11 protein-coding genes are annotated in these 15563 nt (G+C 40.6%); 2 read left to right on the top strand and 9 right to left on the bottom strand.

The features are described from left to right. Positions 1-156: 156 nt before the first annotated feature. The 9 genes from NBH07_RS05005 to NBH07_RS04970 form a co-directional block, all read right to left on the bottom strand. Complete coding sequence (locus NBH07_RS05005) at positions 157-1449, bottom strand: MATE family efflux transporter (protein ID WP_009017076.1); 1293 nt, start codon at positions 1447-1449, stop codon at positions 157-159. Positions 1450-1954: 505 nt separating this feature from the next. Continuing rightward, a complete protein-coding gene (locus NBH07_RS05000) occupies positions 1955-3457 on the bottom strand; it encodes a glutamine synthetase family protein (protein ID WP_250833471.1) in 1503 nt (500 codons plus the stop codon). Positions 3458-3475: 18 nt separating this feature from the next. Continuing rightward, entirely contained in the window at positions 3476-4426 is a 951-nt protein-coding gene (locus NBH07_RS04995) for a glycerophosphodiester phosphodiesterase family protein (RefSeq protein ID WP_009017075.1), read from the bottom strand. 80 nt (positions 4427-4506) lie between these two features. Next, complete coding sequence (locus tag NBH07_RS04990; RefSeq protein WP_009017074.1) at positions 4507-6102, bottom strand: sulfatase family protein; 1596 nt, start codon at positions 6100-6102, stop codon at positions 4507-4509. A 6-nt stretch (positions 6103-6108) separates the two neighbouring features. Continuing rightward, entirely contained in the window at positions 6109-6237 is a 129-nt protein-coding gene (locus NBH07_RS22445) for a hypothetical protein (RefSeq protein WP_012056225.1), read from the bottom strand. A gap of 31 nt (positions 6238-6268) precedes the next feature. Then, positions 6269-7291, bottom strand: a complete 1023-nt coding sequence (locus NBH07_RS04985; RefSeq protein ID WP_009017073.1) for a sulfatase family protein — start codon at positions 7289-7291, stop codon at positions 6269-6271. Further along, positions 7278-8765 (bottom strand): RagB/SusD family nutrient uptake outer membrane protein, encoded by a 1488-nt coding sequence (locus NBH07_RS04980; RefSeq protein WP_009017072.1) that lies wholly within the window; start codon positions 8763-8765, stop codon positions 7278-7280. The genes NBH07_RS04985 and NBH07_RS04980 overlap by 14 nt, the downstream gene beginning before the upstream one ends. An 18-nt stretch (positions 8766-8783) precedes the next feature. Continuing rightward, entirely contained in the window at positions 8784-12095 is a 3312-nt protein-coding gene (locus NBH07_RS04975) for a TonB-dependent receptor (protein ID WP_156682794.1), read from the bottom strand. Positions 12096-12344: 249 nt separating this feature from the next. Beyond that, positions 12345-13193 carry a FecR family protein gene (locus tag NBH07_RS04970; protein ID WP_250833470.1) on the bottom strand — a complete coding sequence of 283 codons (849 nt, stop codon included), beginning with the start codon at positions 13191-13193 and terminating at the stop codon, positions 12345-12347. Positions 13194-13343: 150 nt separating this feature from the next. On the opposite strand from NBH07_RS04970, the gene NBH07_RS04965 reads away from it, so the two are divergent. Beyond that, entirely contained in the window at positions 13344-14603 is a 1260-nt protein-coding gene (locus NBH07_RS04965; RefSeq protein ID WP_156682792.1) for a putative DNA modification/repair radical SAM protein, read from the top strand. A gap of 26 nt (positions 14604-14629) precedes the next feature. Then, complete coding sequence (locus NBH07_RS04960) at positions 14630-15394, top strand: TIGR03915 family putative DNA repair protein (RefSeq protein ID WP_156682791.1); 765 nt, start codon at positions 14630-14632, stop codon at positions 15392-15394. The last annotated feature ends 169 nt before the right edge of the window (positions 15395-15563 follow it).

The raw sequence follows: 15563 nt of genomic DNA, 5'->3' as shown, positions 1-15563 counted from the left end.
CATCTAAATCACCATTCATAATGTATGGTAAACACTGGCGAATCTTGTCTATAGGCCAATCCCACTATTTGAGGATCTTGTATAATGGTATTTAGATATACGGTTTGTTTATTTCCCGTACGTGGATATATTTTAGTCATCATCTTTCTTCGTTTTTTAGTAATGTTTCTTTTTCAAATAAAAAATAGATTGTGTAGCCAACAGAATTACAAAGACGTATTCCGCTGTTAAATAGATTGCGAGAGGAGCTTGCGTGTAGCGACATAACCAATAAAGATAAACCAAATATATGGCTGTTGTCGTAACTTGAAAAAGGAAAGTCATTTGTGTCTTTCCTGTTCCTCCGACAGCATTCAAATATACATAACCCGGTAAAGCGAAAGTGTAATTCAACAACATTACAACAAAAGGGGCAAAAGCTAATTGTATCAATAGTTCATTACTCGTATAAAAACCAATAATCCATCGATTACACAATAAAGCAATCGCAACCAAGGGAAATCCTATGGTATAACCTAATTTCAGAATTTTACTACAGATTGAAAATAGTGTCTTCCCTTCTCCCGCACCAATCGCATTACTGACTAATGAGCCTGTTGTAAGCGCAAAAGAATTCGCTATCACAAAAAATATAGCCGATACGCTCCGGGTTATATTGGAAATCGCTAACTCTATTTTTCCCAAATGTTCAATTGAAACGAAAAACAAGAACCAAGGGGCTACACTAATAAGCGCATGAAGCATACTCCATGTTGATAACTTCAAGACTTTTATAAGTAAATTACCATTATAGACCGGCCTTAACCCATATTTTTCTTTATCCAATCGTATCCACATATAGAAGGAAAGCATCATAAAGGAGCCCATCTCTGCCAAAGAAGAGGCAATTGCCGCCCCCGAGATTCCTAATTCCCTAGTGAATATCAAATAAAAATTTAAAGGAATATTGATTAATACCGCTATGGCAGCAGCCCAAGATAGAGCTTTTGTATGCGTTATCCCCACTAAAAAAGAACGTATCGCTAAAAATGGGAATGAAAACAACAATCCAAAGCTACGCCAATCCAAGTATAGAATTACCGCTCGATAAATATCCGAGGAAACGATCAGCTTCTTTAGTATAAATGGGGAAACCGTATGAATGAGAAGGTAAAGAAAGATAGCCAATCCCAAAAGGAAAAATAAGCCTTGAAAAAAGGTCTTGCCGGTTTCCTTGTAATCTTGCTCTCCATTCCTTCGAGCTACCATTACTTGCAACCCAATGCTAAATCCAAAACCAAGCATATAAATCGCTAAATAATAAATTCCGGCGATAGCGGACGCTCCTAATTCTATCTCTCCAACGTGGCCTAAGAAAACAGCATCCGTAATATTGATTAATTGTTCCATTAAGATGCTCATCATTACAGGAAAGTTGATGAGCCATATTTGTTTATATGTATAATTCATTGCTCAACTGTATAATAGTGCGATACAACATACCGCTTTTATGCAGTATGTTATTTCGTAATCCATAAAATAAAAGGATATAAAATCTCCGTGACAAATAAAGCTGTATCTGTCAAATAGCTGAATAGCTTTATTGGATAGGGCTAAAAGAAAAAACGGCTAAATAGACGTCTCTATCCAACCGTTCAAAAGATCTTCGCGATAATCTTTTGTGCTCACAGTCAAGGTTAAACTTGAAAAACATATAACTTCAAAATGAATTTATAACATCATTTTGTTTTGATGTTGGCAAAGGTAAGCCTTTATTTGTAAATAACAATTTTTTATCATGTTTTTTTTACTATTATATCTTTTTTTTCTTCTCTAGAATATTTTCGTTTTAATTTATGGCCTCTCTTGTGCTCGGATATTCAAAAAAAACGCAATGGAAAGTTCAAGAAATGAAAGCAGGGCATAAAAAGGGTGTGTCATGACACACCCTCTTGTGAAACCATAAAAAAGATTTTCAGCCACAATGGAAATAAGTATTGACCAGCTTCAACATCTCTTCCGGATTATTCTCTAGGTCCTTGCGTAAAGAAGCGTCATCATAAGATTCCAGTTTATGGATGATGCCGTCTATCATACTCGGACTAAACACATTATATTTTTCAAAAACAGCACGCTGTTGTCTTAAACGGGCAGCTGAGGCTGCGCAACTGTCTGGGAGTTGATCCAATGTCTTTAGGCGATCTTGATTCTCTTCCTTATGAATATTCACGTTTACATAAGTCTTCTCAGCGATCTCCAAAGCATCGTCGATCTCAAAACCATGGCGGCACGCAACTGCCAATCCTGCCAATAATTGGTATAAATCAGCGGAGCCATCCGGTGAGCGCATCTCGACCGTTTGCTTTTGGCTCGTATCATAATGGCTGGCAGGTTCCAATGGGTTCGCCAAAGCACACATGTCCGTTTTTGCGGCCCAACCTAGCGGAACACGAACTAAAACTGAACGATTCCGATCTCCCCAACAAATATTCGTAGGTGCTTCTTGGTGTGGAACCAAGCGGAAATATGAGGTTGGGTTCGTATTTCCAAAAGCCGTAATAGAGGAAGCTAAGCACATCATTCCAGCGATAGCCTTACGGGCGGTTTCGGATAAGATACCATTCGCTAACATCTGATTCTTGCCATCTTTCATGATACGCATATGGACATGCAGACCGGAACCTGCTTTTCCCACCGTAATTTTCGGAGCGAAAGTGATGTTATATCCATATTCATGCGCTAGATTGCGGATCGCCCATTTAGCGATCATCAATTGATCCGCTGCATTTTCCGCAGGACATGGTAAGAACTCGATCTCATTTTGCTCATAGATCAAACCATTTAACGTAAAGTTACCAACTTCTGAATGACCATATTTAATTTGTCCCCCGGCTTGCGCTATGCAGTGCATGCACTCCGTCCGGAACTCATTGAACTTAGCGTAAGGAGCGGATTCATGATAACCTTTTTGGTCGGTAGCAGGGAAAACGCCTTCATCCGGTGCGATTACGTAATATTCTAATTCACCCATTGCCTCAAATTCCATTCCCGTCACCTCATGAAAAGCCTTACAAGCTTTATGCAAGGTATATTCCGGGGAACTTTCTAAGGGTTCTCCATCCTTATTGAAGAATGAGCAAAGCATGGTAAGCGTAGGTAATTCCGCAAACGGATCCTCGAAAGCCGTACGGAAACGGGGCACCACATACAGGTCACTACTTCCCGCCTCGATAAACGAGAAAAGACTAGAGCCATCCACACGCTCACCGCAAGTCAAGATCGCATCCAGATAGGCCGCATTGTTGATTACAAAGTTTAGTGTTTTCAAACGTCCGTCGCCTGCAGGATACATAAAATTAACCATCTGGATATCTTTCTCATAGATATAACGGATAATGTCCTCTTTCGTAAACTCGGACGCTGGCTTTTGTAAAAACTCCACTAATACGTAGGGAGTCATTTCTAGTTCTTTGTTCATGTCTTATATTGATTATGTTTATAGTGTAGAGAAAAACTTTCCTTTGGAACTGCTAACCGGAATCAAGCTAGAGATCGCTTCAGCAACCTCTATAGGTCGGTCAGACTCTATGATGTCCACGCCTTGACGGATGATCATACGGTATGCTTCAGCACGACTTTCGGGTGTGGATAGTTTATCGTCGGAGGGAGCGGTAGATATCATGCACATGACACCTCTTTCATGTAACATATCGATCACCTCACGGACTTCGGGGGTAATCTTAGGTCCTACGTAAGCCATGATATGGTTCCAAGGTATACCGTTATCCTCATAGTCTTGAACCGTCTCTTTCGTTTTTACAAAAGCCTCAAACATGAAATTCGGATTTTTCTCGTAAAAGAAACGAGCCGAGGCACCATCATGAACCGTAATCATTACATAAGGTTCCGCTTGCATATCGGTAATCAACTGAGCAGTGCGCTCCATCGGAACATCCTTCTTATCAAGGATTAGGATTGTTTTTCCACGGGCCCAACGAATCGCTTCCTCTAAAGTCGGGATACGATAGTTTGTGATATTTCCTTCGGGATCCTTCAAACGGAAATTTTGCAATTCTTCCCAAGTGTAATCAGAAACTTTCCCGATCCCATTACTGGTACGCTCCAGTGTATCATCGTGGAAAAGGACGATAACACTATCTTTGGTTAACCTCGGATCTATCTCGAACGTGGCAGGAGTATAAGAGAGGGTATTTTCAAAGGTTTCCATACTGTTCTCAGGATAGCCTTTTCCCCGTCCACCTCGGTGTCCGCTAATTAAAGGAATTCGGTCATCGGCATATTGGTAGAAAGATATCAAATCATCTACATTTGATATCTGTAGCGTATTCATTCCGTTGTATTCAAGCTCCTCCTTTGGCGTGTTCAATACGCAAGAACCACAAAGCAGGGCCAGCATTAAAAATCTGGCGGATAAATTGAGTTTCATTTCACGATCGTATTTTAGGTGAATGATTCTTTCTATCCGCCAAACTTACACAAAATAAATGATTTTACAGAGTTAGCACCTTAATATTCGTCAACTTTCTGGTCTACACGGAACTTATCCAAACGTGCTTGCAGGCGAGTTTGGATATCAGCATATTCCGGATTATCGTATAAATTATTCAGCTCATTCGGATCACTTTGCAAATCGTAAAGCTCGTTGCAATTAATTGCGTCATTATGCTCATTCTTCTCTCCATAGAAATGGATCAATTTATAACGACTGTCACGCACGCCATCGTGACGACGTACCATATGGATAGCTGGATAATCATAATAATGATAATACAGATACTCGCGCCAATCTTTTGGTGCCTCGCCTCCAAACAAGGGGACTAAAGAAGTTCCTACCATATAATCAGGTTTCTCGATACCGGCTATATCCAGATAAGTCGGGGCATAGTCAATGTTCTGTACTAAGGCTGTACATTCACTTCTCGCCTTGATTTTAGCAGGATAACGGATAATCAACGGCGTACGGAAAGATTCCTCATACATGAAACGTTTGTCGAACCAGCCATGTTCACCCATGTAAAAACCTTGATCCGAGGTATAAACGATCACGGTATTATCCATAAGCCCTTCTTTTTCCAAATAGGCGATCAAACGCCCCACCTCATCATCAATAGATTTGATGCAACGTACGTAATCCTTGATATAACGTTGATATTTCCATTTAACCAAATCCTCGCCTTTCAGGTTCTCGTTAATGAATTTTTCGTTGCGGGGCTTATAAGAAGCGATCCAAGCCTCCCGTTGTTCCGGGGTCATACGATCCAAAGAGGCCTGCCAACCATCAATATTCCATTCCTTTTTATAAGCCTCCTTATCTTTAAGCTCATCTACCTTCAAATCATAAACCAAAGTCATATTTTTGTCTATACTCATCTCTTGTGTACGTGCGGCATCGCAACGAGTGGCATAATTATCATTGAAAGTATCTGGATATGGGAACTCTACATCCTCATATAAATCCATATATTTCGTATCCGGCATCCAGTTACGATGTGGAGCCTTATGATGAACCAGCAGGCAGAAAGGCTTATCCTTATCCCTCTCTTCCAAAAACTCGATAGCGTGATCGGTCGTAAGGGTCGTCGCATATCCCTCTTCTTTTACATACTTGCCATTCGATTCTTTGCTTTTAAACTCCGGATTATAATAATCTCCCTGATCCCATAACACATGATAATAATCAAAACCTTTCGGCTCACATTGCATATGCCATTTACCGACAACACCTGTCTGATAACCGTGCTGTTGTAAGATTTCAGAGAAGAATACTTTTGTCGTATCAATACCTTTTCCTAACTGTCTTTGTCCGTTTTGGTGACTGTAAAGACCGGTCATCAAACAAGCACGGCTAGGAGTAGACAGAGAATTCTCTACGAAAGCTTGCCGGAACAACATTCCTTCTGCAGCCAAACGATCTAAATTTGGTGTTGGTGCCAATTTACCTAGCGCATGTCCATAAGCGCTAATAGTTTGATACGAATGATCATCCGTCATGATATGAATGATATTGAGCGGCTTCTCTGCCACTTCTTTTTGCCCTGTTCCGCATGCGGAGAACAAAAGGGCAGGGGCTAATATAGCTCCATAATTAATAGTATTTTTCATATATAATTATTTTATGTAACCTACTTCCCGACGATTCAAACCTATTTGTCCCGTGAGATCATCTCCCAGATCCAACCGAGCCTCTTCTGCTATAGATTGTAATAGACGAACCACCTCCGGATATTGATCTTTCACATCATATCTTTCTCCCGGATCTCTACGCAAATCATATAATCGTACTGGCTAATTGATTGCAAACAGTACCTCTAGGAATCACTCCTTTCCAACGCATGATACAAGGAACGCGTTGTCCTCCCTCAAACGTGGTAGCTTTCGCTTCTCTCAAACCTCCAGTACTCCCGGCATGATTACCAAAACTAAACCAAGGCCCATTATCCGACGTAAAGATAATCAAAGTATTTTCATCTAGGTTTAATTCCTCTATTGTTTCTAGAACTTGTTGGACACTCCAATCTACCTCAAGCATGACATCCCCATATAAACCTTGTTTACTCTTTCCTTTAAATTTGTTGGATACAGCAAGCGGAACATGTGGCATCGAGTGAGCAAAGTAAAGAAAAAATGGTTGTTCACGATTCTTTTTGATAAACTGGATCGCCCGTTCCGTATATAATGTAGTAAGCTCGGCTTGATCATCCAATGTCCACAATTCTCTTATTTTTTCATTTCCGTCGATTAATGGTAATGCCGGATGCCGTAATTTGTTTGGTAAATTAGATGCTGGAGTCACTCTATTCCCGTCATAATCTACTGGCCACATATCATTGGAATAAGGCAACCCAAGATACTCATCAAATCCTTGTTGCAAAGGCAAAAATGGATAAAGGTGACCTAAATGCCATTTACCGACCATTCCACAAGAATAACCTCTAGTTTTTAACATTTCCGGAAGAGTTTCCTCATTAGGGGCCACTCCTATACGGCCTTGAGGCATCAATGCCCCCGAAATCCCCACTCGATTTGGATAACACCCTGTAATTAATCCGGCTCTCGATGCGCTACTTATAGGTTGGGCTGCATAAAAGTGGGTAAAAAACATTCCTTCAGAGGCCAGTCGGTCAATAGTTGGCGTGTTATATCCAGAAGCACCGGTGACTGTTAAATCGCCATATCCCATATCATCCATAAAAAAGATCACGATATTAGGAAGTTTGTCCCGGGCTTGTATAATAACCGGGGTAACAGTTGCTACCCCAGTTATAAATAACAATTTTCTAATATCCCGCATTTTGTACTAAATTAGGATTCAAGTCTATCTCGGATTGAGGGATCGGCATAAGGATCATATGCTCCTTGATATTTTGCGCAATCTCAGTTTTATTAGCTTCCGCTACTTTTGCTTCATATGCACTATGCTCTTTCATTCGTTGAATAAATGTACCGGTACGTACTAAATCGAACCAACGATGTCCTTCGTGAGGGAATTCCAGCCGTCGTTCATTTAATATAGCTGTACGAAACTCATCCTTCGACATAGGTTTAAAGTTTCCAGAATCATCACCAAAAGCACGTTCCCGTATCCTGTTTAACATAGCGAGAGCCTTTGTAGATTCGCCCACTTCATTTAATGCCTCTGCATACATTAATATAGCGTCCGCATACCTGATAATGTGCATATTTACATCGCAACGGTCACCCGTTTCAAGCCCTTCAACCCAGAACTTACCGCTAAGAGGTATACTTGATTTCAATATTTCACCGGTTTTAAGATGAGCGAACTCTGTTTTAAAATTAGTCTTTTTTCTCAAATCTCGATTATCAAACTGGTCATACAATTCTTGTGTCGGGATATCAGCCTCATTAAGGGCAGAGATTCCTAAGCTCCCCGGAATGGAATATTTCGGACCAGCAAGCGCCATTTCACCATTATGTTGAAACGGAGGTTCTTTATACTCAATATAAAGTACAGCCTCAATACCAGCCTCTGTATCTCGAAGCCAGTTCGCATGGTAATCTTTGTGTAAACCGAAACCATATTCAGATTCATGCTCGACTACCTCTGCCAATTTATCTTTCGCCTTTTGGAAATCCCCTTTAGTTAAATAGACTTTACCGAATAAAATTTTAGCGGCTCCTTTGTTGATACGGCCCTCATCGGAAGCTGAATATTCAGATCTTAAAGGAAGATGTTCTTCCGCAAATGTAAGATCTTCTATAATCTGATCATAAATCAGTTCTTTAGAATCACGTGGTCCTTTTGAATCTTCTACGGTCTTCAAGTCTAAGATCAAAGGAACATCGCCGAAGAAACGAACGAGGTTGAAATAGTATAGAGCACGAAGTGTACGAGCCTCAGCGATCAATCGGTTCTTTTTACTTTCATTCATTTTGATCTCTGGAATCTTAGCAATCGCCGTATTTGCCCTAGAAATACCGGAATAACAATTTTTCCACATATCTTTTACAAATGTATTCTGAGAGTTAAATCGCAGAAACTCCAAGTCTTGTAAGTTTGCGTTCGGCATACCTAAACCATTTTTCATCATATCGGTAGGTAGCTCTGCCATCATATACATCAAACGGTTATATAAGCTGTTTAATTGCTGATAAGTAGCATCTACCGCTGCCTGTGCGTCTTTCTCGCTTGTATAAAAATTATCCACGACCAAACGGTCCACGGGATTCTCGTCAAGGAAAGAACAACTGTTGATTCCACAAGAGAAACAGAAAGCTGAAAATATATATATGAACGATTTTTTCATTTTGAGTCGATTTAAAAGTTATTTAATGTCCAATTTGATGCCAAACATAAAGGTACGGGCTTGCGGATAACCGCCAAAGTCCTCTCCTGCCTCTAAAGTTGAAGCGCCTCGATAGCTCACTTCCGGATCATAGCCTCTGTATTTAGTCCAAGTCAATAAGTTTTGTCCGGTTACGTACAATCGCAGACCTCCGAGATGTTTCCAATTTAATTTCGGGAAACTATAAGACAATGAGACTGTTTTTAATTTCAAGAAAGAACCGTCTTCAATGAACCGATCACTTACGATATTATTCCGATTCGTTGTCGCTTTTTGGTATTCATTACTTGGATTCGTAGGTGTCCAACGGTTCACGAGATCCTGATATACATTTTGTCCACCAGTCGGCGACTCAAGCTCCATTGCGTTATAATTGAAAATCTTATTCCCATATGAATATTGTAAGAATACGTTTAACTCAAATCCTTTATAAGCAAACGTGTTGGTCATACCTCCAAAGAATTTCGGATTTGCGTCTCCTAATATCTCCCGATCGTTTGTGGCATCAATCTTACCGTCTCCATTCAAGTCCTTATAACGACGGAGTCCGACACCGATAGGCGAGGGTGAAGAAGTTTGTTGAGCACATTCTGCTTCATTTTGGAAAATACCGTCAAAACGATAGCCATAAAATACTCCAATTGGTTGACCAACGATCAAGCGACGGATATCACTCGTCTTTAAATGATCGTCGTATGTACCTACATCTTTATACGTTTCCCCACCCAACTCTAATACTTTATTCCGGTTGAATGAAATATTAAAGGCTGTTGTCCATGAGAATGCCCCGCTTAAGTTGTCACTCTCAATAGAAAGCTCGTAACCTTTATTTTGGACACTACCAATATTTTTCAACATAGAATCATAACCGGAGGCGCTAGGAATCGCTACATTATATAATAAGTCCGTTGTTTTTTTATAATAATAGTCGGCCGTTAAACGTAAGCGATTATTAAATAGCCCAAGATCAAAACCAATATCAAATTGCCCTGTTTTTTCCCATTTCAAGTCAGGATTAGGTATCCTGTTCGGATAAAATCCAGAAACCAATTGATTTCCGATTGTCCAACTATTACTTCCCAATGTAGCCAAGGATTCGTAAACTCCGATTTCTGTATTTCCAGTGAAGCCATAACTGGTACGTAACTTTAAATTACTAATTACAGCTTTAACCGGTTCCATAAAACCTTCCTCAGAGATACGCCATGCCACAGAACCCGAAGGGAAAAATCCATACTTATTGTTGCCACCAAAACGAGAAGAACCATCCACACGTCCGTTAACAGAGAATAAATACCGGTCATATAACGAATAATTAATACGTGCCAAATAAGACATAAGGCTCCATTGAGTAGCAGAAGATTCCGGTTTATCATAAATAGATCCGGCTCCTAGGTTATTATACTTCATGACATCGTTCACGAAATTAGAAGATGCTCCCGTTACGGATTCCACATTATTTCTTTGAATGGTGAAGCCTCCTAAAATATTCAAGGAATGAATATCCTTGAATGTCTTATTCCAAGTAAGTATATTCTCGTTCAGCCAGTTAATAGAACGGTTTACACCGACTTTCGCAGATGCGATACCTAACGATTGATAGATATTTGACGGAGTATATTTATTTTGCTTCAAATACATAATATCCATCCCCAAAGATACTTTAAGCTTTAAGTCTTTTAAGAATTCCCATTCCGCATAAACATCACCTAACACACGTGTAGTCGCATTATTGTATATTTCTTCTTTTGCGGTAGCTACCGGATTCGGGATTAATAACCCGGGGTCGTTAGTTGGCGTATACTCACCCGTCTCTTCATTCGCATAGACAGACTGGATGGGATTCATTTTCAAAGCGCCGTTCACGACTCCGTCACGTCCACCGACATCTGTTGCCGATGTTCTACTGATCGTGTGGGTACCAGACATATGAGTGCCGACTTTCAGTGTATTGAATATTTGTCTATCAAAATTCAATCGTAATGAGTAACGTTTGAAATCCGAGTTAATAATTACACCCTTTTGATCAAAATACCCCCCTGAGATCGCATATGTTGTTTTGTTATCACCTCCGGAAAACGTCAATTGATAACTTTGAATCATGGCTGGACGGAAAATTTCATCTTGCCAATTTGTTCCATTACCCAATTTAGCGATTTCGCCTAATTGTGTAGTGTTATAGGGCGCATCCAATCCATCGTTCGTATAGGCCTCATTAACCAATGCCGCATATTCTTGCGCATTCATGACATCAATAGTCTTCGCTACATTTTGTACACCAAAACTAGATTCAAAAGTTATTATATCACGTCCCTTCTTACCACTCTTCGTCGTAATAAGTACAACACCATTAGCGGCACGTGCTCCATAAATGGCTGTTGCGGAAGCATCTTTTAGAATCTCGATAGATTCAATATCAGAAGGGTTTACGGTAGATAATCCACTGATTTGTGTATTACCACCCGTCGAGCCGAAACCTGTCCCACTATATACGGGAAAACCATCGATTACATAAAGCGGCTCATTTCCTCCTTGTAAAGAGCTACTACCACGTACACGGATAGACGCTACCGCTCCGGGCATACCCGAAGTTTGCGTAACTTGTACACCGGAAGCCCGGCCTACTAATCCTTGGTCGATAGAAGTCATAGGAGTTTGTTGTATCTCTGTTGTTTTTACAGAGGAAACAGCTCCTGTCAGATTACTTTTTTTCACAGAACCGTAGCCGATAACTACAACTTCATCAATTGTCTTCGAGTCTTCTATCATCATGATAGAAAGATTGTTTTGATTTTTAACCGCCACTTCTTTAGGAGTATAGCCGATATAGGATACAAGTAAAGTAGCTTGATCGGGTACCTCTAATGTGAAATTGCCATCCATGTCAGTAATTGTACCAGTTGTAGAGCCTTTTACTACTACGTTCGCTCCAATAATAGGTTCATTCTTCTCATCTGTCACTTTTCCTGTTATTTTTTTATTATCCGTAATCATTGGATGAGAAGCTTTCTCGTTTGTTTTGTAAATAACAATATGCTTTTCGTTAATGGTATAAGCCAGTCCTTGAGTGGCTAGTAGCCTATCTAATACATTTGCGATATTCTGATTATTGATATTTACAGAAACCTTACGGCCTAGATTAATCTCATCGTTTCTATACCAAAACGAATACTCACTCTGTTGCTTGATCGCCTCAAGAGCTTGTTCTAACGTGGCATCTTCCAAATGAAGAGAAATCTCGTTGACCTGCGAATAACTTACGGTAGCCGATGCGCAGAAAATAGTCAACATACATAGTACTAGGGATAATCTCATAATATTAACGATTTTATGGAAGTGAGAAATCGGCGAATAACGCCTAATATTTAATTTAAAATACATATCTTTGTATTGATTTTAGGTTTGTAATTGTGTCGCTATAATTCGAACTAAGATCATTCTCTCGAAACGGAAGATGTTGGTAGCATTTTCCGTTTTTTGTTATTTTCATGTCGTGTCTTTCATACTTGTATCATTTTATAAGATTAATACTCAATTGTTTTATTTCTCATAGATGCATATACTGTCACCTCGCATGGTGTAGTCCGTTCGTTTATCTGCGGTAATAATCCGAAGTATTTGCTCTAAGTTTTCACCCCGCACGAAATCACCTGAAAAAACGGTTCTTTGAAGTTTTGCCGGTTCAACCGATATATGTACATTGAACCGACGTTCTAGTTGCTTGGCTATCTCTAGGAAGGTTACGCTTTTAAAGTAGAACTTACCTTCTTTCCATGATGTATAGTAGTCTAAATTTACTTCATATTTCGAAAAAGATTGTTTCATCTTATTGAAAAGAGCTTGTTGGCCCGGAGAAATGCACATCATGTCGTGATGTCCTCCTAGTCCGACACCTACTTTTCCTTCAGTAAGAGTGACCTCTATATGGTCATCTTCTTTATAGGCTTTCACGTTAAACTTAGTTCCAAGTACCTTCACCTTCACGTTTTCCGCACTTACGATAAATGGGTGGTCCTTATCATGTGATACTTCGAAGAAAGCTTCCCCGTTCACTTTCACTTCTCTTTGGCTTGAGACAAAAGCTGCCGGATAGCTAAGGGTAGTACCTGCGTTCAGAATCACTCGTGTTCCATCCGATAAAACAATCGATGACCTCATGCCCATCGGGTTTGCCATCTCGACCATTTGGCTGTTTTGGTTCTTATAGCCTTCATGATATGAGATATAATTAGAGACTCCCAGTAAAAGAGCAATAGAGGCGGCGATAGCGGATGCTTTCAACCAAAATCTTTTACGTAGATTACGATGGATACGACGGTTCACCTCAAGGAAAATATCCTCTTTCATCTCATCACCCATGTGCTTTATGACCTCTTTTCTTGTTTCCATATTTTGTCTTTCTTATGATGAGGAGTAAGGGTATGCTAAATTCGTTTAAAGGGATTGGCTATTTTTTTCGAAAAAAATAATGAGGAAGTTATAAATGGAGGCTTTTTCCCATGAGATCATTATCTTTGTACGAAACATATCGGTGAAATTATGGACGAGAAAGTGCTCGAGAAATTGAAAATCTTGGCCGAGTCGGCAAAATATGACGTATCCTGCGCTTCCAGCGGAACCTCCCGTTCGCATAAGAGCGGGGCTATAGGAAGTGCCGCGGGATGGGGTATTTGCCATAGTTTCGCTGAGGACGGACGGTGTATCTCGCTTTTAAAGATCATGCTGACGAATTATTGTATGTATGATTGCGCCTACTGCATCAACCGGCGAAGTAATGATTTGCCGAGGGCTACACTCTCCGTTACCGAGTTGGTGAATCTTACGATCGAGTTTTACCGGCGTAATTACATTGAAGGATTGTTTTTAAGCTCCGGCGTGGTCCGAAACCCGGATTACACGATGGAACGGTTGGTGAGAGCCATCAAGGATTTGCGCCTCGTACATCACTTCAATGGATACATACATATGAAGAGTATCCCCGGAGCCAGCCAAGAATTGGTAAATGAGGCTGGGCTTTACGCCGATCGTTTAAGCGTGAATATAGAGATCCCGAATGAGGCGAGCTTGCGGACTCTAGCTCCGGAAAAGGATTTTAAAAGCGTATTTGCCCCTATGCGTTATATCCAACAAGGTGTATTACAAAGCGCCGAGGAACGCAAGCGTTTCCGGTATGCCCCACGATTCGCTCCCGCCGGGCAAAGCACGCAGATGATCGTTGGCGCTACGGCGGATACCGACAAGGATATACTTCGTCTATCATCCGCCTTATATCAGAGACCTACGATGAAGCGTGTTTACTATTCGGGATTCATTCCGGTAAATGCGTATGATAACCGTCTTCCGGCACTTACCACGCCTCCGCTGGTCCGTGAGAATCGTTTATATCAAGCGGATTGGTTATTGCGTTTTTATCAATTCAAGGTAGATGAGATTGTCAATGACGCATATCCGGATCTGGATTTAGACGTGGACCCGAAGTTGGCTTGGGCCCTGCGGCATCCGGAAGTCTTCCCGGTAGATATCAATAAAGCGGATTACGAGATGCTTCTTCGGGTTCCGGGAATTGGCGTGAAATCGGCAAAGATCATAATCGTTTCCCGGCGTTACGCTAATCTCGGTTCAGAGCAGTTGAAGAAAATAGGAGTGGTCATGAAAAAGGCTAGCTATTTTATTACTTGCCGGGAACTCCCGACGCAGACCGTGAATGAGATCAGCCCTGAAACCGTCCGGCAACTATTGACGAGAAAGAGCGGAAAGAAAGTAGACGATCGGCAGCTTATACTGCCTTTTATAGATTAACGCCTGTTTTATAAGAAGGATTGATAATGATTATATTTGTTTACGACAAGACTTTTGAGGGATTGCTTACCGCTGTATTCGATGCCTATTCCCGTCGGACTTTTCCGGATTTGTTAGTAACCGAGGGCGAGCCATTTCCATTGTTCTATGACGAGGCGATCCGGATTTATACGGACGACCGGAAAGCAGAACGGGTATGGAAAGGGCTTGAGAAGAAAATCTCCAAGTCTTCTCTTTCCGGGTTGACGGTAACTTGGTTGTCGGAATTACCGGAAGTAGACCTGTTGTTATTCAGATATATCCGCAAAGCGATCGACGCTCCAGCCACGATTGAGTTCAATCTTGGTGACCCGGCCATATTGGAAACGGCCAAGATCTGGAAGAAAGTAAACAACGAACGCTTGCGAGTGATGCAATTCTTTCGTTTCCAAAAAGCGGCGGATGGAACTTACTTTGCCGCCATCGCACCTATATATAACGTATTACCTTTGGTATTACCTTATGCGCAAGACCGTTTCGCTGATCAGCAATGGCTCATTTACGACTTAAAAAGAGAGTATGGATATTATTATGATCTTAACGATACGATAGAAGTCCGTTTCGAAGAGAAAGATTCACACTTATTGACCGGATTGCTCAGTGAGGATATCATGGATAAGGATGAGAAACTTTTTCAAAGTATGTGGAAAGAGTATTTTAAGTCTATCGCTATCAAGGAGCGTTTAAACCTGCGGCTTCATCGCCAACATATGCCGGCTCGTTTTTGGAAATATATGCCGGAGAAGAGATAATAGTATAATTGCTATTAATCAGCCAATTACAGTTTTTGTTAATTTCTGTCTTATGCTGATATAGGTAGACACATTCAATAACAATAAAATGTGTAATTATTATGCGCAAAAAACATGAGCATTACAGCGAAGAAGAGAAATTGCATCTTCTTCATTCTTATTATCAATC

It is taken from the genome of Parabacteroides sp. B2-S-102 (assembly GCF_023656665.1).
GTDB lineage: Bacteria > Bacteroidota > Bacteroidia > Bacteroidales > Tannerellaceae > Parabacteroides > Parabacteroides distasonis.
Note: the sequence above shows the minus strand (reverse complement) of the source record. Positions and strands in the feature narration are given on the sequence as shown.